Annotated in this window: 19 protein-coding genes; 17 read left to right on the top strand and 2 right to left on the bottom strand. The window is 57.1% G+C overall.

Going from position 1 to position 20,262, the window contains the following annotated elements; all coding sequences use genetic code 11:
- Positions 1 to 54: 54 nt before the first annotated feature.
- The 7 genes from OVA03_RS11990 (at position 55) to OVA03_RS11960 (ending at position 4,279) form a co-directional block, all read left to right on the top strand.
- The gene (locus OVA03_RS11990) at positions 55 to 516 is read left to right on the top strand and encodes a GyrI-like domain-containing protein (protein ID WP_267524892.1); all 462 of its coding nucleotides are present in this window, start codon (positions 55 to 57) and stop codon (positions 514 to 516) included.
- 81 nt (positions 517 to 597) lie between these two features.
- Positions 598 to 993, top strand: a complete 396-nt coding sequence (locus OVA03_RS11985; RefSeq protein WP_267524890.1) for an ArsR/SmtB family transcription factor — start codon at positions 598 to 600, stop codon at positions 991 to 993.
- Positions 990 to 1,961, top strand: a complete 972-nt coding sequence (locus tag OVA03_RS11980; RefSeq protein WP_267524888.1) for an SRPBCC family protein — start codon at positions 990 to 992, stop codon at positions 1,959 to 1,961. The genes OVA03_RS11985 and OVA03_RS11980 overlap by 4 nt, the downstream gene beginning before the upstream one ends.
- The gene (locus tag OVA03_RS11975; RefSeq protein WP_267524885.1) at positions 1,961 to 2,485 is read left to right on the top strand and encodes an SRPBCC family protein; all 525 of its coding nucleotides are present in this window, start codon (positions 1,961 to 1,963) and stop codon (positions 2,483 to 2,485) included. The genes OVA03_RS11980 and OVA03_RS11975 overlap by 1 nt, the downstream gene beginning before the upstream one ends.
- A 29-nt stretch (positions 2,486 to 2,514) precedes the next feature.
- Entirely contained in the window at positions 2,515 to 2,943 is a 429-nt protein-coding gene (locus OVA03_RS11970) for a VOC family protein (protein ID WP_267524883.1), read from the top strand.
- 129 nt (positions 2,944 to 3,072) lie between these two features.
- A complete protein-coding gene (locus OVA03_RS11965; RefSeq protein WP_267524880.1) occupies positions 3,073 to 3,543 on the top strand; it encodes an SRPBCC family protein in 471 nt (156 codons plus the stop codon).
- Between the two features lie 16 nt (positions 3,544 to 3,559).
- On the top strand, positions 3,560 to 4,279 hold the full coding sequence (locus tag OVA03_RS11960) for a YceI family protein (protein ID WP_267524879.1): 720 nt from the start codon (positions 3,560 to 3,562) through the stop codon (positions 4,277 to 4,279).
- 4 nt (positions 4,280 to 4,283) lie between these two features.
- Here the strand turns inward: OVA03_RS11960 and OVA03_RS11955 are convergent, their stop codons facing one another.
- A complete protein-coding gene (locus tag OVA03_RS11955) occupies positions 4,284 to 5,096 on the bottom strand; it encodes a LytTR family DNA-binding domain-containing protein (protein WP_267524877.1) in 813 nt (270 codons plus the stop codon).
- 73 nt (positions 5,097 to 5,169) lie between these two features.
- Here OVA03_RS11955 and OVA03_RS11950 point away from each other — a divergent pair, with 73 nt between their 5' ends.
- From OVA03_RS11950 to OVA03_RS11900, 10 genes are all read left to right on the top strand, one after another.
- A complete protein-coding gene (locus tag OVA03_RS11950; RefSeq protein WP_267524875.1) occupies positions 5,170 to 5,700 on the top strand; it encodes a DUF2306 domain-containing protein in 531 nt (176 codons plus the stop codon).
- 297 nt (positions 5,701 to 5,997) lie between these two features.
- Positions 5,998 to 7,200: an ADP-forming succinate--CoA ligase subunit beta gene (sucC, locus tag OVA03_RS11945; RefSeq protein WP_267524873.1), complete on the top strand. Its 1,203-nt coding sequence runs from the start codon at positions 5,998 to 6,000 to the stop codon at positions 7,198 to 7,200.
- A 9-nt stretch (positions 7,201 to 7,209) separates the two neighbouring features.
- Positions 7,210 to 8,097, top strand: a complete 888-nt coding sequence (gene sucD, locus OVA03_RS11940; protein WP_267524871.1) for a succinate--CoA ligase subunit alpha — start codon at positions 7,210 to 7,212, stop codon at positions 8,095 to 8,097.
- A 310-nt stretch (positions 8,098 to 8,407) separates the two neighbouring features.
- Positions 8,408 to 11,380: a 2-oxoglutarate dehydrogenase E1 component gene (locus OVA03_RS11935; RefSeq protein ID WP_267524869.1), complete on the top strand. Its 2,973-nt coding sequence runs from the start codon at positions 8,408 to 8,410 to the stop codon at positions 11,378 to 11,380.
- Positions 11,381 to 11,440: 60 nt separating this feature from the next.
- Positions 11,441 to 12,979, top strand: coding sequence for a 2-oxoglutarate dehydrogenase complex dihydrolipoyllysine-residue succinyltransferase (gene odhB, locus OVA03_RS11925; protein ID WP_324291003.1), 1,539 nt, complete (start codon positions 11,441 to 11,443; stop codon positions 12,977 to 12,979).
- A 106-nt stretch (positions 12,980 to 13,085) separates the two neighbouring features.
- On the top strand, positions 13,086 to 14,243 hold the full coding sequence (locus OVA03_RS11920; RefSeq protein WP_267524866.1) for a patatin-like phospholipase family protein: 1,158 nt from the start codon (positions 13,086 to 13,088) through the stop codon (positions 14,241 to 14,243).
- A gap of 102 nt (positions 14,244 to 14,345) precedes the next feature.
- Positions 14,346 to 14,876, top strand: a complete 531-nt coding sequence (locus tag OVA03_RS11915; protein ID WP_267524864.1) for a hypothetical protein — start codon at positions 14,346 to 14,348, stop codon at positions 14,874 to 14,876.
- Between the two features lie 111 nt (positions 14,877 to 14,987).
- Positions 14,988 to 16,394 (top strand): dihydrolipoyl dehydrogenase, encoded by a 1,407-nt coding sequence (gene lpdA / locus OVA03_RS11910; RefSeq protein WP_267524863.1) that lies wholly within the window; start codon positions 14,988 to 14,990, stop codon positions 16,392 to 16,394.
- 167 nt (positions 16,395 to 16,561) lie between these two features.
- A complete protein-coding gene (locus OVA03_RS11905) occupies positions 16,562 to 17,188 on the top strand; it encodes a DUF5343 domain-containing protein (RefSeq protein ID WP_267524861.1) in 627 nt (208 codons plus the stop codon).
- Complete coding sequence (locus tag OVA03_RS11900) at positions 17,189 to 17,779, top strand: Swt1 family HEPN domain-containing protein (protein WP_267524859.1); 591 nt, start codon at positions 17,189 to 17,191, stop codon at positions 17,777 to 17,779.
- A 33-nt stretch (positions 17,780 to 17,812) separates the two neighbouring features.
- Here the strand turns inward: OVA03_RS11900 and gyrB are convergent, their stop codons facing one another.
- Complete coding sequence (gyrB, locus tag OVA03_RS11895) at positions 17,813 to 20,254, bottom strand: DNA topoisomerase (ATP-hydrolyzing) subunit B (RefSeq protein ID WP_267524856.1); 2,442 nt, start codon at positions 20,252 to 20,254, stop codon at positions 17,813 to 17,815.
- Positions 20,255 to 20,262 lie beyond the last annotated feature (8 nt).

The following is a 20,262-nucleotide window of genomic DNA, read 5'->3' as shown; positions in this document are numbered from 1 at the left end:
TTATTGACGAAGCTAGATCACCGGCGCACGTTCAACACAAAACAGGAGCGCCCCATGATCGACACCCCCGTCATCGTCCACACCCACCGTCAGCCGACCGCGGTTATTCATCTGACCATACCGCGCGATCAGATTCAGGTGGTTATGGGCCCGGCCATTCAGGAAGTCATGGGCGTGGTCGGCGCCGAGGGGATCATCCCGCAGGATGCTTTGTTTTCATACCACTTAAGCATGTCGCCGGATGTATTCGATTTCGAGGTCGGCGTGCCGGTGGCGGAACTGATCGCGCCAAACGGCCGGGTTATCCCGTCGCATTTGCCCGCCGCCAGGGTCGCGCGCACCGTCTATCACGGTCCCTATGAAGGTCTGGCTGAGGCGTGGGGCCAGGTTGATCAATGGGTGGCCGATAATGGCTATGAACCCGTTGGCGATCTGTGGGAAGTTTATCAGGCCGGGCCGGAAACTGGCGATGACAGCTCTAAATGGCGCACAGAATTTAACCGTCCGGTAAAATAAAATCGCGTAACCCCGATTTCTGAATTGACTCATCTGGTCACACGGTTTATTTAACCATTTAGTTAATCATGAGTGTGCGTAATGTCCCTGAATACCCTACCTCCCGATCGTCTGTCGTTGACTCTCAACGCGCTGGCCGACCCGACGCGGCGGGCCATATTGGCGCGGCTGTCGCTTGGGGAAAGCACGGTCAATGAACTGGCGGAACCGTTCGAGATGAGCCTGCCCGCCGTCTCCAAACACTTAAAAGTGCTTGAGCGCGCGGGCCTGATCAGCCGCAGCCGCACGGCCCAGTGGCGGCCGTGCAAGCTGGAGCCAGAGCCGCTGAAGGAGGTCGATATGTGGCTCAGGGACTATCGCAAGATGTGGGAACAACGCCTCGATCGGCTGGAGGCCTATCTCAAGGAACTACAGGCCAAAGAGACGCCGGTGCAATCGGCAAAACCGAAAGATGATAGAGACGGAGATATCAAATGAGCGCAGCCCTGAAAGAGACACTGATGTCGGGCTTTGAGGTCAGCTTTCCGTCTGAAATCGAAATCGTCATGACCCGCGCGTTCAACGCCCCCCGCGCACTTGTCTACCGGCTGTGGTCGGAACCTGAGCATGTCCGTAACTGGTGGGGGCCTGCGGGGTTTGTGAATATAAATGTCGAGATGGATTTCCGTATCGGCGGGCGCTTCCACATCGACATGCGCGCCCCGGACGGCGTGGTATATCCGTGCGAAGGCACCTATCAGGACATCGTGCCGGATGAGCGCATCGTCTATGAAGGCGCACCCCATATCGAGCATCCGTGCGGCGCGGGTCTGCCGCCGAAAGCGACGGTTTTCATTACTTTTAAGGATGAACCTCAGCGCGACGGCACCTTGGGTACGAAATTGGTGCTTCATAGCCGGATGATCAGCGCCCAGCAGCGCGAAGACGCCATTGCCGGTGGCTTTGCGCAAGGGTGGGCGGAGGGCTTTGAACGGCTGGCGGATGAGCTTACTCAATTGCCGCGCTTTGAGATTGTCACCACCCACCGGCTTGAGGCGACACCGTCAGAGCTGTTTGCGCTGTTTGCCGACCCGGCGCACCTCAAACAATGGTGGGGGCCGGAGGGCTTTACCAGCACCATCCCCGCGTTCGAGTTCATTGAGGGCGGCGCATTTCGCATCATCATGCACGGCCCGGATGGCCGCGATCATGACAATCACAAACGCTTTGTCGAAATCGTCGCGGATGAGCGCATCGTCTTTGATCACTATCAGCCGTCGCACCAGTTCCGCATGACCATCGAATATGTGGGAGATGGCGATCATACTGACATGATCTGGCGCATGGATTTTGCACCGTCTGAACATGAAGCCATTCTCAAGGCCTTCATCCCGCAGGCCAATGACCAAAATTGCGCGCGGCTTATGGCCTATCATGCTCAACTAAAACAACAGGGGGAGATCTGATGCTGAAAACCATCGCCATAATTGTGGGACTGGCCATTGTGGCCGTGCTCGTCATCGCCGCGTTCCGGCCAAACAGCTTTCGCATCGAACGGCGCATCACCATCAAGGCCCCGCCCGAAGTCATCTATGGCCACATCAATGATTTCCACAAATGGCGTGCCTGGTCGCCGTGGGAAAACCTCGATCCCGATCTGGAGCGCACCTATATGGGCTCACCGTCCGGACTTGGGGCCGTCTATGTCTGGGAAGGCAAAAAGGCCGGGGCCGGACGTATGGAAATCATTGAACATTCGCCGTCCTCGAAACTGGTCATCAAGCTCGATTTCGTAAAGCCGATGACCACGACCAACACCACTGAAATTACCCTGACCCCGCAGGGCGATGAGACCGTCGTGAGCTGGGTCATGTACGGGCCCTCGCCCTATATGTCGAAGTTGTTTGGCCTGATTTTCAACATGGACAAGGTTGTGGGCAAGGATTTCGAAAAAGGCCTGCAATCCCTCAAAACCTTAAGCGAGCAATAACCCCGAACCCTCACACAGGAGCGATCATTATGCGTATCGAAGTCCACCTGAGTTTCAACGGCAACTGCGCCGAAGCGTTCGCGTTCTATAAATCCATTCTGGGCGGGGAGCTTTTCCTGTTCAAATACGAAGATGCCCCTGCCGATTCTGGCGGCACTGATCCGGCCCTCAAAGACCGTATCATGCACGCCACGCTCAATGTGGGAGAGACATCTTTCATGGGAGCGGATGCCCCGCCGCAGTGGGCGAGCACACCGCAAGGGTTCTGCGCCTCGATCGGGGTCGATACGGTTGAGGAAGCCACGCGCATCTGGGACGGCCTGTCTACGGGTGCCAAAATGGTGCAGATGCCGCTAGCGCCGACCTTCTGGTCGCCGATGTTTGGCATGTTGATCGACAAATATGATCAGCCGTGGATGATCAATACGGCGGCCCCAGAAGGCTATATGCCGGGCTAAACGCTTACAGACCAACTGACAAACACTGGCAAAATTAAACGGCCTGACCGCCGAATAATGATCTGCGCCCTCAATTCGCCCGCTTTTGGGCACTGAAATCTTACAATTCTAAGGATAAGGAAACATCTCATGACCACTGCAACCGACGACCGTGAACTGGTTCTGACCCGCACCCTTGATGCCCCACGCCATCTGGTTTGGCGCTGCTGGACTGAGCCGGAGCTTTTGACTCAATGGTTCTGCCCAAAGCCCTGGTATATCGATCAGGTCGCGTGGGACCTTCGCCCCGGTGGCCGCTCGGCTTTTGTCATGCACGGCCCGGACGGCGAGGTCATGCCCAATGACGGGGTTTTTCTGGAGGTCATAGATCAGGAAAAGATCGTCTCGACCGACGCCTATTCGGTCGGCTGGGTGCCCTCGGCTGATCCGTTCATGACAGCCATCGTGACCTTTGAGGACGCGCCGGGTGGCAAGACACTTTATGTCGCCCGCGCCCGCCACTGGTCACCGGAAAAGAAGCAACAACACGAACAGATGGGCTTTCACGACGGTTGGGGCGCTGCCGCCGACCAACTCGAAGCTTTAGCTAAGACTCTCTGAATAAAAGGAAACGCTGATGATAAAATATAGTCCCATGCTGTTTGGATTTTTGGCGCTGATCGCCTGTTCGCCCAAGCCCGGCGATGCACCGCCGCCGCAACCGGCCACCCTGCCGTCGGATATCGAGCAGATCGCCTCGACCGAAGCGCCAGCGGGTGATTATAAACTCGATAAATCCCATGCCAGCTTGACGTTCAAGGTCAACCATACCGGCTTTTCCAACTATACGGCGCAGTTCAAAAGCTTTGACGCCAACCTGAAACTCGACCCGAATGCGCCCGAAACCGCCTCGGTCAATGCGACCGTCGATGTCAAATCGCTGGATATCCCGACCCCGCCCGAAGGATTTTTGAACACGCTTCTGGGGCCCGTCTGGTTTGACACCGCCAAGTTCCCGCAGATCAGTTTTCGCTCGACCAAGGTTGATATGACAGGCCCAGATACCGCCAAAATCGACGGCGATCTGACGCTTAAGGGGGTGACCAAGCCGATCACGCTGGAGGCCAAGTTCAACGGCGGCTATGCAGGCTTTGCGCCCTATGATCCGGCGGCGCGCGTTGGGTTTTCGGCCAAGGGCAAGATCAAGCGTTCGGACTTTGGCATGACCTACGGCATCCCTGAACCCGGCACGACTATGGGCGTAGGTGATGAGGTCGAGATCATGCTGGAGGCCGAATTTACCGGGCCGCCGCTGGAAGCTGCCACCTCATCAGCCAGTGCGACGCCGACGAGCTAGCGGCTTACAGCCAACCATCGGCTTTCAGCGCTTTCTGAAAACTGCGGCTAACGGGCGCGCTTACCTCACCTTTCAGGCGGAAGGTGACGCGCCCGTTGTCTTTGATCACATCGTCTATGGCATCCTTGGCGACCCACCATGACCTGTGGGTCTGGGAACCTTCGATGCCGTCAAGTTCGCGAATAGCATCATAAAGCCGCATCAGGATCAGGGTCTGGCCCGCACTGGTGTGCACCCGCAGATAATGATCCTCCGCCGACAGGGCATAGATGTCGGCGTGTCGGAATTTAAACGGCAGGCGCTGGCGGAAAACACCCGCGTCCGACGCCATCTCATCTGAAACTGCATGGGCATGGCTCTGCATCGGTGTGCGGTTAAGCATATAATGCAGTCCGGTCATCGCCACGCAGATCGGCGCCACCGGCCCGATCAAAAACAGCAAATGCCGTAGCGTCAGGGATGAACCGGCCATCAGGTGGTTACCCAGCCAGACCATGGTGGTGATCGGCACAATGATCAGCCCCAGATGAATCAGTATCCTGACATTGGGGCGGTTATGGATGCGGATCACACGATCCATTATGAGGCTTACGCCCTGCGCGATCAGCGACCCGCCAATCATAAAACCCGTCCAGTACAAAAACCGCACATGCAGGGGAAGCGCCTGCGTGCCTGATGCCGCAATCGCCGTCAGAAACAGGGCCATGCCAATCGCGATACCATAGGTCTTGGCCCACGGCATCAACGCCTCGGTTATTCGCGAAGCGCGAACGACGGATGACGGCAGTTCACGAATTTCACGCGCGGATTGGCGCATAGCGGCAGGCGTCCTTTCAACATTTGCGCAAACCTACAGCCATCACTTGCCCATCGTCAAAGGAGAACCACCTGTGATCCGTAAACTGTTGCAGCATTTCATCCTGCCCACCCTGATTACGGTGGCGATTATCTACTTTGCCCTGCGCGGGATTGATAGTGGCGTCAAGGACAGCATGATCGCATCTTTCGGCAATGTCAGATCCCATGCGCCCAATCTGGCGCTGGTGATGTTGCAACCGACGGCTATCCAGATCCACCTGACGGCGGCGCTGCTGGCCTTCATTCTGGGGCTGGTTCAGATTCTTGGTCCCAAGGGCAAAATGCCCCACCGGATACTGGGATGGGTCTGGGTCGGACTTATGCTGGTCACGGCCATATCGAGCTTTTTCATCAAATCGATTAATCCGGGTCATTTCAGCCTGATCCACGCCTTGTCTGGCTGGACGGTGGTGGTTGCCCCCATGGTCATTTACTGGGCGCGTAAGCACGACATCAAGCGCCATCGTTCGACCGCCATAGGGTTGTTCATGGGCGGGCTGATCATAGCGGGTGCCTTTACCTTCCTGCCAGGACGGCTGATGTGGCGGGTCTTTTTTGGGTAAATATCAGCGATGTTAGCGCTAAAATAATATACCTTATACATACCGTTTCCTGAGATATGACAGCGCTAACATTATTTTTATAGCATGAATTTATACGATTTAATGGGCGTATTTTGTGTTTTGAGATTGCAAAATAGATGCAATTTAGCGCCTTTGAGCGGTTGCACACAAGTGTTTGGGACTTTATAAGGCAGCTTGGTCGCGGGACGGACAATGAGGTTCGCCCTCAAGTACCGTTCGCCAGGGGCTTACGCCCCAAAGATATTTCCAAGCTTTCGCAAAGCACAGACGGGTTCCATGAACATTCACGAACATCAAGCCAAGGCCGTACTGAAAGAGTTCGGCGTTGCCGTTCCGCGCGGCTATCCCGCGTTTTCCCCCAAGGAGGCCCTTGAGGCCGCCAAGAACCTGAAAGACGACTCCACCAAGGTGTGGGTGGTCAAGTCGCAGATCCACGCGGGTGGTCGCGGCAAGGGCAAGTTTGAAGGCTTAGGCGCCGATGCCAAGGGCGGCGTGCGCGTCGTCAAGTCTCCGGCCGAAGTCGAAGCCAATGCCGATGAAATGCTGGGCCGCGTCCTCGTGACCCACCAGACCGGCCCTGCGGGCAAGCAAGTCAACCGCCTTTACATCGAAGAAGGCGCTGACATTAAAAAAGAGCTTTATCTGTCTCTGCTGGTTGATCGCGTCACCTCGCGCGTTTCGATCGTCGCTTCGACCGAAGGCGGCATGGACATCGAAGAAGTCGCCCATTCGACGCCTGAGAAGATCCACTCCTTCACCATCGATCCAGCGACCGGCGTCTTCCCGACCCACGGACGCACCCTGTCGGCGGCGCTTGGCCTCAAGGGCGACCTGTCCAAGCAAGCCTATAAGCTGCTCCAGCAACTGTACGCGGCGTTCAACGCCAAGGACATGGACATGCTGGAAATCAACCCGCTGATCATCACCGGCGACGACCAGCTTCTGGTTCTGGATGCCAAGGTATCGTTCGATTCGAACTCCCTGTTCCGTCATCCGGACGTTCAGGCCCTGCGTGACCTGACCGAAGAAGACCCCAAGGAAATCGAAGCTTCAAAGTTCGACCTCAGCTATATCGCCCTTGACGGTGAAATCGGCTGCATGGTCAACGGTGCGGGTCTGGCCATGGCCACGCTCGACATCATCAAGCTTTACGGTTCTGAGCCTGCCAACTTCCTCGACGTCGGCGGCGGTGCCACGACTGAAAAGGTCACGGCGGCGTTCAAGATCATCACCTCCGACCCCAAGGTCAAAGGCATTCTGGTCAACATCTTTGGTGGCATCATGAAGTGCGACATCATCGCGACTGGTGTGATCACCGCCGTGAAGGAAGTCGGCCTTAAGGTTCCGCTGGTTGTCCGCTTAGAGGGCACCAATGTCGAACTGGGCAAGAAAATCATCAATGAGTCGGGCCTGAATGTCATCGCTGCCGACGATCTGGCCGATGCGGCCGCGAAAATTGTCAAAGCTGTGAAGGGCTAAGGTTCAGACATGTCAATCCTGATCAACAAAGACACCAAGATCATCACGCAAGGGTTTACCGGCGCGCAAGGGACCTTCCACTCCGAGCAGGCCATTGCCTATTACGGCACCAAGGTTGTTGGTGGCGTAACGCCGGGTAAGGGCGGCACGACCCATATCGGTCTGCCGGTTTATGACTCGGTCGCCGAAGCCAAAGAGCGTACCGGTGCCACGGCCTCGGCCATCTACGTGCCGCCGCCCTTCGCGGCTGACGCCATCCTTGAGGCCATCGAAGCGGAAATCCCGCTGATCGTCTGCATCACCGAAGGTATTCCGGTGCTGGACATGGTCAAGGTCAAGCGCGCCCTTTCGGGTTCCAAGTCGCGCCTGATCGGGCCGAACTGCCCCGGCGTCCTGACCCCGAACGAGTGCAAGATCGGCATCATGCCGGGTAACATCTTCTCCAAGGGCTCGGTCGGCGTGGTTTCGCGCTCCGGCACCCTGACCTACGAAGCTGTGTTCCAGACCACCAATGCCGGTCTCGGCCAAACGACGGCTGTTGGCATCGGCGGCGATCCGGTCAAGGGCACCGAGTTCATCGACGTGCTGGAGATGTTCCTGGCTGATGATGAAACCAAGTCGATCATCATGATCGGTGAAATCGGCGGTTCGGCCGAAGAAGACGCCGCTCAGTTCCTGATCGACGAAGCCAAGCGCGGCCGTAAAAAGCCAATGGCTGGCTTCATCGCCGGTCGCACGGCGCCTCCGGGCCGTCGCATGGGCCATGCCGGTGCGATCATCTCCGGCGGCAAGGGCGGCGCGGAAGACAAGATCGCCGCCATGGAAGCCGCGGGCATCAAGGTGTCGCCATCTCCGGCAGCCTTGGGCGAGACGCTTCTGTCAGTCCTTAAGGGTTAATCAATATCCTTAAATTATTCAGAAAAGGCGGTTCCGTAAGGTGCCGCCTTTTTTGTGGGCGAAAGCCATTTTCAGACACGAATGTCCGGTCATAAACGGAAATGAAAAATTCTTGTCTGACAATTGATTCACCCGTTTTTGCCGGTTCTCAACGGTCAAAAAAAAGAGTATGCGTAACGGGTGCTGCGAATGGTCTCAGCGCATCTTATCTTTGCCTAGTGCTCAAGGCAGGCGGTGTCGTCATTGGCCGCCTAAACCGAAACATGAAAGGGAAGCGGTGTCGTAATTGGCCGCTTCAGCAGGTAACCTCATGGCGGATGATTCCGGCCGACTAAATCAGGTGTTCGCAGAAACCTCGTTTCTGTATGGCGGCAATGCCGTTTTTATCGAACAAATTCAGGAAAAATGGGCCAAAGACCCCAGTTCCGTCTCCCCCGCATGGCGGGCCTTCTTCGATCAGTTGATGGACAGCCCATCGGTCGTCGCGAACAACGCTGATGCCGGGTCCTGGGCGCGCGACATTCCCGCCGTCCGCGATGAGCTGACCTCGGCCATGGACGGGTTTTGGCCCGCCGTCGAAGCCAAGGCTGCCAAGATGCCGGAAAAAGCCGCTGCAGCAGTGACCGGGTCTGCCGCTCCGTCACCGGAAGCCCTGCGCGCCGCATCGCGCGATTCCGTGCGGGCCCTGATGCTGATCCGCGCCTACCGTATTCGCGGTCACCTGCAATCGAACCTTGATCCGCTCGGTATTTCGCCCAAGGGCACCAACCCTGAGCTTGAGCCCTCGCACTGGGGCTTTACCGATGCTGACCTGAACCGTCCGATCTTCATCGATGGCGTTCTGGGCTTAGAGACCGCGACCTTAACCGAAATCATCACCATCCTTAAGCGCACCTATTGCTCGAACGTCGGCGTGCAGTACATGCACATCGCTGATCCGGCTGAAAAAGCCTGGATTCAAGAGCGCATCGAAGGCCGCGACAAGGAAATCACCTTCACCAAGGAAGGCAAGATCGCCATCCTGAAGAAGCTGATCGAAACCGAAGGCTTTGAGCGCTTCATTCACCGCCGCTTCCCCGGCACCAAGCGCTTCGGTCTTGATGGCGGCGAAGCCATGATCCCGGCGCTGGAGCAGATCATTAAGCGCGGCGGCGCGCTCGGCATGAAGGACATCATCCTCGGCATGGCCCACCGTGGCCGCCTGAACGTGCTGGCTGGTGTTATGGGCAAGCCCTATAAGGCCGTCTTCCATGAGTTTCAGGGCGGCTCGTCCCTGCCGTCGGACATCGAAGGCTCCGGCGACGTGAAGTACCACATGGGCGCGTCTTCCGACCGCGCCTTTGACGGTAACAACGTCCACCTGTCGCTGACCGCCAACCCGTCGCACCTTGAAATCGTCAACCCGGTCGTTCTGGGTAAGGCGCGCGCCAAGCAGTATTACCAGATCAAGGAAAAGAACGACGGCACGCTTGATCGTTCAGGCACCCTGCCGCTGCTGATCCACGGCGATGCCGCCTTTGCCGGTCAGGGTGTCGGCATGGAATGTTTCGCCCTGATGGGCCTTAAGGGCTATCGCACCGGCGGGACGATACATTTCATCATCAATAACCAGATCGGCTTCACCACCTCGCCGCACAATTCGCGCTCAAGCCCGTATCCGTCGGACGTGGCGCTGATGGTGGCGGCCCCGATCCTGCACGTCAATGGCGACGATCCCGAGGCCGTTGTGTTCGCGGCCAAGCTGGCGACCGAGTTCCGCCAGACCTTCGCCAAGGACGTCGTGGTCGATATGTTCTGCTATCGCCGCTTTGGCCATAACGAAGGCGATGATCCGACCTTCACCCAGCCGTTGATGTACGCCCGGATCAAGGATCACCCCTCAACCCGTGAGCTGTATTCGCAGCGCCTGATCGCTGAGGGTACGGTCTCTCAGGCCGAGGTTGATGGCTTTATCAAAGACTTCGACACCTTCCTCGATTCCGAATTTGAAGCCGGTAAGGTCTATAAGGCCTCTAAGGCCGATTGGCTCGACGGCAAATGGTCGGGCCTTGGCCTGCCTGAAGAAGATGAGCGTCGCGGTACCACCTCTGTGCCCCGCGCCAAACTTCTTGAAATCGGCCGCAAGATCACCGAAATCCCCAACCATGTCGATATGCACAAGACGCTGAAACGCGTTATTGAGGCCCGTCGCGCGGCGGTGGATTCCGGTGAGAATATCGACTGGGCTTTGGCGGAGCATCTGGCCTATGGCTCACTGCTCGACGAAGGCTTCCCCGTGCGCCTGTCCGGTCAGGATTCGGTACGCGGCACCTTCTCTCAACGTCACTCGGCCTTCGTTGATCAGACCACGGAAGAACGCTACTTCCCGCTTAATAATCTGCGCGAAGGTCAGGCTCAGTACGAAGTGATCGACTCGGCCCTGTCCGAAGAAGCGGTGCTTGGGTTTGAATACGGCTACAGCCTCGCCGATCCGAATACGCTGACCCTATGGGAAGGCCAGTTCGGCGACTTCGTCAACGGCGCACAGGTCGTTATTGACCAGTTCATCTCATCGGGTGAGCGCAAGTGGCTGCGCATGTCGGGCCTTGTGATGTTGCTGCCGCATGGCTACGAAGGTCAGGGCCCGGAACATTCGTCCGCACGCCTTGAACGCTTCCTGCAAGCCTGCGCCGAAGACAATATGCAGGTCGCTAACTGCACGACGCCGGCCAACTATTTCCACATCCTGCGCCGTCAGATCCACCGTCCGTTCCGCAAACCCCTGATCATCATGACGCCGAAATCGCTTCTGCGTCACAAGAAGGCGGTATCGACTCTGGCGGATATCTCTGAGGGGTCTAGCTTCCACCGCGTCCTGCACGACGACGCCCAGACCCGTCCGGAAGTCGCCGGCGTCAAGCTGGTGGCAGACGACAAGATCCGCCGCGTCGTTCTGTGTTCAGGTAAGGTCTATTACGACCTGCTCGAAGACCGCGAAAAGAAGGGCATCAAGGACGTTTATCTGATGCGTCTGGAGCAGTTCTATCCGTGGCCGATGAAGTCGCTGCTGACCGAGCTTGGCCGCTTCAAGAACGCCGAACTGGTTTGGTGTCAGGAAGAACCGAAAAATATGGGCGGCTGGACGTTTGTTGAGCCGTGGCTGGAACTGACGCTGGATAAGCTGAAAGTCAAAGCCAAGCGCGCCCGTTATGTCGGTCGTCCGGCTTCGGCCTCGACCGCTGCCGGTGTCATGAGCCGCCACCTCAAAGAGCTTGAAACCTTTCTCAATGAGGCGTTCGCGTAAGCGCGAGCGCCTTTTCCCCACACGCATTTTTCAAAATTCAAAATCGGAGCCTGAAACCTCATGGCTGATATCTTAACCCCCGTTCTGGGCGAATCTGTTGCCGAAGCCACCATCGCCCGCTGGACCAAAAAACCCGGCGACGCTGTCAAGAAGGACGAAGTCCTGGTCGAGCTGGAAACCGATAAGGTCTCCCTCGAAGTGGCCGCCCCCGCTGACGGCACCCTGTCTGAAATTCTGGTCGGTGAAGGCGATACCGTTGTCCCCGGCACCATCCTTGGCCGCATCGGTGCCGCCGGTGCCGCCGCCGCTCCGGCCCCAGCGGCAGCTCCCGCTGCTACACCGGCACCGGCCGCTCCGGCACCCGCCGCATCATCCCCCGCTTCGGGCAATTTGGTCGAAGTCAAAACCCCGGTCATGGGTGAATCGGTGGCCGAAGGCGCTATCGGCACCTGGCTGAAAAAGGCCGGTGACGCCGTCAAAAAAGACGAAGTTCTGGTCGAGATCGAAACTGATAAGGTTGCCGTCGAAGTCGCTTCTCCCGCGGATGGTGTACTGGCTGAAATCGTAGCCGCTGACGGTGCCACCGTCACGCCGGGTCAGGTCATCGCTAAGATCGCTGCTGGCGCATCGGCTGGTTCCGCTCCAGCCGCACCGGCACCGGCTGCAACGCCGGCACCCGTGGCGGCTGCGGCTGCCGCCCCCGCCGCATCTCAGCATCTGTCGCCGTCGGTGCAACGCATCACGACCGAGAACAACCTCGACACCTCCGCCATTGCTGGCACCGGCAAAGACGGTCGCATCACCAAGGGCGACGCTTTGGCGGCCCTGTCATCGCCTGCCCCGACACCCGTCGCTTTGGCGCCAACACCGTCGACCCCGGCAGCCCCGCGTCCCGCCGCCGCCCGCGAAGAGCGCGTAAAGATGACGCGCCTGCGTCAGACCATCGCCCGTCGCCTGAAAGAGTCGCAATCGACCGCCGCGCAATTGACCACCTTCAACGAAGTCGACATGTCGACCGTTATGAACCTGCGCAACACCTATAAGGATGCCTTTGAAAAGCGTCACGGCGTCAAGCTGGGTTTCATGTCGTTCTTCGCCAAGGCTGTGGTTGCAGCCCTGAAAGACATTCCGGCGGTTAACGCCGAAATCGACGGCACCGACATCATCTATAAGAACCACTATGACCTCGGCGTTGCCGTCGGCACCGATAAAGGCCTGGTGGTGCCGGTCCTGCGCGATGTCGATCAACTGTCGCTGGCCGGCATCGAAAAGGGCATTGCCGGTCTGGGTAAGCAGGCCCGTGAAGGCACCCTGTCGCTGGATCAGCTTCAGGGCGGCACGTTCACCATCACCAACGGCGGGATCTACGGCTCGCTGATGTCAACGCCGATCCTCAACATGCCGCAGGTCGGTATTCTGGGGATGCACAACATCGTCCAGCGCCCGGTGGTCGTGAACGGTCAGATTGTCGCCCGTCCGATGATGTATCTGGCCCTGTCCTACGACCACCGCATCGTCGACGGTAAGGAAGCCGTGACCTTCCTGGTCCGCATCAAGGAAGGCCTCGAAGACCCGCAGCGCTTTATCCTCGACGTCTAAAGTCAGTTACTGACTACCAGAAGGCCGCTCCATCCGGAGCGGCCTTTTTTGTTGGGCGATGCGACAGTCCATAGTAGGATCAGGCCGCAACTATCGGGGGGCGACTATGGATCGGTTCAGGATCTGGCTTTTAGTGATAGCGCTGGCCTTAAGCGGCTGTGCCGGAATCGAGCGCCCGCAGATGACCGCGCTTGAGCAGGCGACGGCTTTCCCCGGCGGCTTTGAGCGCGCCCGGTTTGCCAGCGACGACCCGCAATTGGCCCAAAAACTGGAAGCCGATTTACGCGGCAATTTCGCCGCTCACGGTATTGATGATTTCAACGTGCTGGCCTTATCCGGCGGCGGAGCCGATGGTGCCTTTGGAGCCGGGGTGCTCAATGGCTGGACAAAGCGCGGTGACCGGCCGCCGTTCCGGGTGGTGACGGGCGTGTCAACCGGCGCACTTATGGCGCCATTTGCGTTTCTGGGCACTGACTATGATGATGAACTGAAAGATGGCTATACCGATGGGCGCGCCAGCGGCTTATTGCAATCGCGCGGCGCACTCGCCCTATTCACGCCCGGGCTTTATTCCTCCAATCGCCTTAAAGCTTTAGTAGACAGCTATATCACCATCGACATGGTGATGGCGCTGGCGCGTGAGCACGCCAAAGGCCGGCGGCTGGTGGTGGCGACGACCAATCTCGATTCCCAGACCGGCGTGGTCTGGGACATCAGCGGCATAGCCCGTGAAGCCGTTGAATATGGCTGGGATCAGCGCCTCATAGATGCCCGCGATCTGATCCGTCAGGTACTGGTGGCCTCGGCGTCTCTGCCCGGCGCTTTTGAGCCTGTCATCATCCGCTCACGCAGCCCGGATGGCCGGATTCTCGAAGAAATGCATGTTGACGGGTCAGTGACGATGCCCTTCTTCCTGCTGCCAGAATCGCTGACCGATTGGGTTCTGCCACCAGACCTGTTTCGCGGCGGTCATATTTATGTGCTGATTAATGGCAAGATCGCGCCCGGGTTCGCAGTCACACCCTATAAACCCCTGCCTGTCGTGACTCGCAGCCTTGAGACCCTTACCCGGGCACAGGCGCGCACGACGCTGAACGATCTGTCCGGCTACGCAACCCGCAATAATATGAAGGTGTCGGTCATGGCCATGACGCCGGGCATTACCAATGGCGGGCTGATCGAATTCGATGCCGAAAGTATGCGTAAGGTCTATGACATCGGCTATCAGATGGGCGTGTCCGAAACCGCCTGGCAGGAAAAATAATGCACCTTACCGCCATGAATTAGCCTGTGGGCAAATTACGGTTAATAGGCTAATATCGCGCAGATTTCAGATGATCCGTAGGGGGCTCTAATGGATGCGGCTATGAAAATTCTGCGCTGGTTTATCGCAGCACTGGTGCTGGCCTATACGGTCTGGATTAGCTGGCCGGTCATTCAGGCCAAGGTGCTGGGTGGGCCCGATGAGCCGTTTGTGTCGTCCCGCGCCGCCGATGACATCGATCATCGTGGAGGTTTCAGCCTGCCCCCGTCGCGGGACCCTTACGCCCCGCCCTTTGAAGAATCCATTCAGGGCCGCACCGCCCTTGAAGCGATTGAGACCGACAATCAGCCGGTGATATGGTTGTGGGCGTCGGTCGTGGCGCTATATGTCATCGCCGCGTTTTTGTTCGCCAATGGCAATTTGCGCGCCGCCTTTGCTTATGGCCTGGGATTTATCGCCGATGTCGTCCTGACCTATCTGACCAAGGGCGAAGCGGGGGCCGGTATATTCGATAAGGTGCTTGAAATCCTGTCGGGCTGGGACCCGCGCTATGTGCTGACCTTGGTGGCGCTGGGCTTAGGGTTTATCATGGCGATGGCCCGTCTGCGGCCCGTTAACCGCCGCCCGTTCTGATTGTCGGCGCGTCCCCTAAAAAACATGCGATTTTCCTGCCAACAGGCTTGACCCATGGGGCTTAGGCTCCTAGGTCAAGGATACCATTTGATATGAAAAAAGGCAGCTATCATGGCGGACACGAACTTTGACGTAGTCATCATCGGCGGTGGCCCCGGCGGCTACAATGCGGCGGTGCGCGCCGGACAACTGGGCCTGAAAGCGGCGATCGTGGAATCGCGCGGCGTACTGGGCGGCACCTGCCTGAACGTCGGCTGTATGCCGTCAAAAGCTCTGCTGCACGCCTCGGAACTGTTCGAAGCCGCCTCCGGTGAATTTGCCCATATCGGCATCGAAGTCCCCGCGCCCAAGCTCAACCTCATCCAGATGATGAAGGCCAAACAGGACAGCGTCAACGCCCTGACCAAGGGTGTCGAATTCCTGATGAAAAAGAACAAGGTCACCTATTTCGTCGGCTTCGGTAAGATCGAAGGGGCCGGTAAGGTTTCGGTCACCGCCGCTGACGGTAAGGTCGAGCAACTGACCACCAAGCACATCGTCATCGCCACCGGCTCTGAGCCAACGCCGCTGCCGGGTGTCACGGTTGACCAAAAGCAGATTGTCGATTCCACCGGCGCCCTGTCGCTGCCGGCGGTCCCTAAGCACCTCGTCGTCGTTGGTGCTGGCATCATCGGCCTTGAGCTTGGCTCGGTCTGGCGTCGTCTGGGCGCCAAGGTGACCGTGGTTGAGTTCCTCGACCGCATCACGCCGGGCATGGACACCGAAGTCGCCACCCAGTTCCAGAAAATCCTGACCAAGCAGGGCTTTGCCTTTAAGCTCGGCACCAAGGTCACCTCGGCCAAGACCGGTAAGTCCGGTGTCAACCTGACCTTAGAGGCCGCCGCCGGTGGCAATGCCGAAACCCTGGAAGCCGATGTGGTTCTGGTCGCTATCGGCCGTCGCCCGTTCACCAATGGTCTGGGCCTTGATACGGTTGGCATCACGCCCGATGCGCGCGGCTTTATCGCCACCGATCATTTCAAGACCTCGGCCCCCGGCGTGTGGGCCATCGGTGACGTGATCCACGGCCCGATGCTGGCTCACAAGGCCGAAGAAGACGCCGTCGCCGTTATCGAACTGATCGCCGGTAAGGCCGGTCACGTCGATTATGATCTGGTGCCGTCGGTCGTCTACACCTTCCCCGAAGTGGCGTGGGTCGGCAAAACCGAAGACCAGCTTAAGGCCGCGGGTGTGCAGTACAAAACCGGCAAGTTCCCGTTCATGGCCAACAGCCGCGCCAAGATCAACCATGAGACCGACGGCTTCGTGAAGTTCCTGGCCGATGCCAAGACCGATAAGGTGTACGGCGTGCATATCCTTGGGCCGCAAGCCGGGGAAATGATCGGCGAAGCGTGCGTGCTGATGGCCTTTGGCGGCGCGTCCGAAGATCTGGCCCGCACCTGCCATCCGCACCCGACCCGCTCTGAGGCCGTTAAGCAGGCGGCTATGGGCGTCGAAGGCTGGACGATGCAGGCCTAGTGGCCTCACTCAAAAGTCCTTCGCTACGCTCAGTGTACTTTTGAGTGGTTCAATTAGCTTTAAGCCTCGGCAGCAATGCTGAGGCTTTTTGTTTTGAACAAATCACTTCAAAGAATCGTGAATTTATCATAGCCTCTAAATACAACTCATAATGTATCGGGGCTATTATGGCTGAAAACTTACCTTATCTAGTATCACCAGGCTCAATCAAAACTGCTTTAGAGCGCATAAGAAATGCCAGTGTGCCAGAGAGAGTTAATATAGATTTCATCTCCACAAAAATCTTAATTAAGGGCGGAACTGGGAAAGCAATCATACCATTTTTAAAAAAGATCGGCTTTGTATCTGCAGATGGAGTGCCGACTGATTTATATAAACAATTTCGCAATAAATCATCTGGAGGATCAGCCTTAGCAAAAGGCATCAAAAATGGTTATTCAGCGCTTTCATCAGCTAATGAATACTTTTATGATCTAAAAGATCATGAATTGAAAAATCTCATCATACAAGTATCTGGCCTAGATAAAGATAATAAAGTAGTTAGCCTTATATTTTCCACCCTTCAAAATTTGAAAAGTATGGCAACTTTTGATGCTGAAGAATCAGAAGAATTGGAACAAGAAATTCCCGTTTTGCCGATAAATTACAATGAAACCAAAGAATTTAAACAAGAAAAAACGGTTGGACTAAACCTATCTTATACAATAAACTTAAACCTTCCGGCCACAAGTGACCAATCAGTTTTTAACGCGATATTCAAAAGCCTGCGCGAAAATCTATTAAAGGTTGAATAAATGGATGCCGAGCACAAGATTAAATCATTTATTATGGGAAACCACATAATAAATGATGATTTAAATTCTGTAGAGAGTTTATACGCGATAAAATTAGGCCATATCTCGACTACAGAAACAAACATAGAGGATGTGTACTATCCTCAGTTTGAAGCTGCGGTTCGGACAGAGGCCGCATTAATGGCCAAACATTATGAGGTCATATATTGTCTCGAAAAATCAATCCGACAATTGATTTCCGAAACAATATCCGAAGTTGAAAAAACAGAAGAGTGGTGGGAAAGCCCGCGTGTACCGCCTCATATTAAAGGTGAAGTATCGAGCCGAATTACCAAGGAACGAGATGCAGGCGTAACACCTCGCTCAGATGATGAACTGGATTACACTACACTAGGTGAGTTAGCGGCCATAATCACCAGCAATTGGGACATTTTTGGCGGCATATTCTCTAAAGGGAAAAAGGCCGTTGAAAGAGTGATGGGTAACCTAAATACTTTAAGAGCCCCGATTGCACATTGCAGCCCTTTAGCCGAAGATGAAGTCCTACGCTTACAACTAACCATACGAGACTGGTTCAGGTTGATGAGCTAACCCAAGATTTTGGGTGCAGGGGCCGTGCCCCTGCTAGGCGTCGACCTCGGCGTCGAGGGCGTTTTCCTGAATGAACTCGCGGCGCGGTTCGACCAGATCACCCATCAGGCGGCTGAACATATCGTCGGCCAGATCGGGGTTTTCAGCATCGACCCGCAGCAATGTGCGCACGTCCTTATCGAGCGTGGTTTCCCACAACTGCTCGGCGTTCATTTCGCCAAGGCCTTTATAGCGCTGGATCGACAGGCCCTTACGGCCCGCATCCAGCACCGCCGCCACCAGATCAAGCGGCCCGCGAATGTCAGTGACCTTATCCTTGCGGCGGAAGATTGAGGCTTCGGTATAGAGATCGCCAATCGCCTCCGCACGCTCAGACAGACGACGCGCATCGGCTGAGTGCATCATGGCTTCGTCCAGAACGACCCGCTCCGTCACGCCCCGACGGATACGGGAGAATACATAACCGCCGCCTTCGCCGATCACCACCGACCAAGGGCCATCGCCGTCTTCGTTGCGGCGATCAAGGCGGATCGCGGCCTGAGCCATATCGGGGTTCGCGCCAAACAGGCCTGACAAAGCCGCCTGTTCGATGGCAAAGGCTGGGGCGCGCGACGACAGACGATCAACGCTCTGCTTTAAGGACTTGGCGGTGCGCACCTGTTCTTCGAGATCAAGGCCCATGACGCGCTCACCATTGCGCAGTTCCAGGGTCGCGTCCTGCACACCTTCTTCGATCAGGAAGGCGTCCAGTTCAGCGTCATCCTTGAGGTAGCGCGACGACTTACCCTTGGCGACCTTATAGAGCGGCGGCTGGGCGATGTAGAGGTAACCGTTGCGGATGACTTCGGGCATCTGACGGTAGAAGAAGGTCAGCAAAAGTGTGCGGATGTGCGCGCCGTCAACGTCAGCATCGGTCATGATGATGATCTTGTGGTAACGCAGCTTTTCGATATTGAAATCGTCGCGGCCAATGCCTGCCCCCAAGGCCACGATCAGGGTGCCGATCTGCTCAGACGATAGCATCTTATCAAAGCGGGCGCGCTCGACGTTCAGAACCTTACCACGCAGAGGCAGGATGGCCTGATTTTCGCGGTTACGGGCTTGCTTGGCCGAACCCCCGGCGGAGTCACCTTCGACGATGAAAATCTCAGATTTGGCCGGATCGCGTTCCTGACAGTCGGCCAGCTTTCCCGGAAGGGACGAGATATCGAGCGCCGATTTACGGCGGGTCAAATCGCGAGCCTTACGGGCGGCTTCACGCGCCGAGGCGGCTTCGATGATCTTGGAGACGATCTGCTTGGCTTCGACCGGGTTTTCTTCAAACCACTGGGTCAGCTTATCATAGACCAGCCCTTCGACCGCCGGACGCACCTCAGATGAGACCAGCTTGTCCTTGGTTTGCGATGAGAACTTGGGGTCCGGCACCTTGACCGACAGCACGCAGGTCAGGCCTTCGCGGGCATCTTCGCCGGTGACGGTGATCTTTTCCTTTTTGGCCGCACCCGACGATTCCATATAGGCCGTCATCACCCGCGTCAGCGCCCCACGGAACGCCGCCAGGTGGGTGCCGCCGTCACGCTGAGGGATGTTATTGGTGAAACACAGCATGGTTTCGTGGTAGCTGTCGTTCCATTGCAGCGCCAGATCCAGCTCAACCTTGTCACGTTTGCCGCGCACCGAGACCGGCGCCTTGATGATCGGCGACTTGGCCTTATCGAGATGGCGGACGAACTCAACAATACCGCCGTCATAATGCAGGATGATGTCGTAGGGTTCGGCTTCGCGCAGGTCGGCAAAGCGGATATGAACACCGGAGTTCAGGAACGCCAGTTCGCGGAGACGGTGCTCCAGGGTTTTGCGGTCAAATTCGATGAAGGCAAAGGTCGTGAGCGACGGGAAAAACGTCACTTCGGTGCCGGTGTATTCCTTGCCGTTGTCGCGCAGGGGCGCTTCGCCGGTGACTTTCAGTGGGCTGACGGTCACGCCGCGTTCAAAGCGAACCTCGTGCTTCTTGCCCTGACGATAGATGGTCAGATCGAGATAGTCGGATAGCGCGTTCACCACCGATACACCCACGCCGTGCAGACCGCCGGAGACCTTATAGGAGTTCTGGTCGAACTTACCGCCGGCGTGAAGTTCGGTCATGATGACCTCAGCCGCCGACACGCCTTCGCCTTCGTGGATATCGACCGGCACCCCGCGACCATCGTCGGTGACCGTGCACGAACCATCGGCATTGAGGATCACTTCGACGCGCGTGGCGTGGCCCGCCAGGGCCTCATCGATCGCGTTATCGACCACTTCGTAGACCATGTGATGCAGGCCCGAACCATCGTCCGTATCACCGATATACATGCCCGGACGCTTACGCACGGCGTCCAGTCCTTTGAGCACCTTAATCGAATCAGCGCCGTATTCCGCGGCCACCTGGTCTTCACCTTCGGCGAGGGTAGGATCGATAGGTTCGTCGCTCATGATTTTTC

Source organism: Asticcacaulis sp. SL142, assembly GCF_026625745.1.
In the GTDB taxonomy this organism is placed as follows: domain Bacteria; phylum Pseudomonadota; class Alphaproteobacteria; order Caulobacterales; family Caulobacteraceae; genus Asticcacaulis.
Note: the sequence above shows the minus strand (reverse complement) of the source record. Positions and strands in the feature narration are given on the sequence as shown.

Coding starts and splice junctions, on each gene's coding strand:
- OVA03_RS11960 (WP_267524879.1), top strand. CDS start 3,560: ATGATAAAATATAGTCCCATGCTGTTTGGATTTTTGGCGCTGATCGCC.
- OVA03_RS11935 (WP_267524869.1), top strand. CDS start 8,408: ATGGCGGATGATTCCGGCCGACTAAATCAGGTGTTCGCAGAAACCTCG.
- OVA03_RS11970 (WP_267524883.1), top strand. CDS start 2,515: ATGCGTATCGAAGTCCACCTGAGTTTCAACGGCAACTGCGCCGAAGCG.
- lpdA (WP_267524863.1), top strand. CDS start 14,988: ATGGCGGACACGAACTTTGACGTAGTCATCATCGGCGGTGGCCCCGGC.
- OVA03_RS11905 (WP_267524861.1), top strand. CDS start 16,562: ATGGCTGAAAACTTACCTTATCTAGTATCACCAGGCTCAATCAAAACT.
- sucC (WP_267524873.1), top strand. CDS start 5,998: ATGAACATTCACGAACATCAAGCCAAGGCCGTACTGAAAGAGTTCGGC.
- sucD (WP_267524871.1), top strand. CDS start 7,210: ATGTCAATCCTGATCAACAAAGACACCAAGATCATCACGCAAGGGTTT.
- gyrB (WP_267524856.1), bottom strand. CDS start 20,254: ATGAGCGACGAACCTATCGATCCTACCCTCGCCGAAGGTGAAGACCAG.
- OVA03_RS11915 (WP_267524864.1), top strand. CDS start 14,346: ATGAAAATTCTGCGCTGGTTTATCGCAGCACTGGTGCTGGCCTATACG.
- OVA03_RS11990 (WP_267524892.1), top strand. CDS start 55: ATGATCGACACCCCCGTCATCGTCCACACCCACCGTCAGCCGACCGCG.
- OVA03_RS11985 (WP_267524890.1), top strand. CDS start 598: ATGTCCCTGAATACCCTACCTCCCGATCGTCTGTCGTTGACTCTCAAC.
- OVA03_RS11975 (WP_267524885.1), top strand. CDS start 1,961: ATGCTGAAAACCATCGCCATAATTGTGGGACTGGCCATTGTGGCCGTG.
- OVA03_RS11980 (WP_267524888.1), top strand. CDS start 990: ATGAGCGCAGCCCTGAAAGAGACACTGATGTCGGGCTTTGAGGTCAGC.
- OVA03_RS11900 (WP_267524859.1), top strand. CDS start 17,189: ATGGATGCCGAGCACAAGATTAAATCATTTATTATGGGAAACCACATA.
- odhB (WP_324291003.1), top strand. CDS start 11,441: ATGGCTGATATCTTAACCCCCGTTCTGGGCGAATCTGTTGCCGAAGCC.
- OVA03_RS11965 (WP_267524880.1), top strand. CDS start 3,073: ATGACCACTGCAACCGACGACCGTGAACTGGTTCTGACCCGCACCCTT.
- OVA03_RS11920 (WP_267524866.1), top strand. CDS start 13,086: ATGGATCGGTTCAGGATCTGGCTTTTAGTGATAGCGCTGGCCTTAAGC.
- OVA03_RS11955 (WP_267524877.1), bottom strand. CDS start 5,096: ATGCGCCAATCCGCGCGTGAAATTCGTGAACTGCCGTCATCCGTCGTT.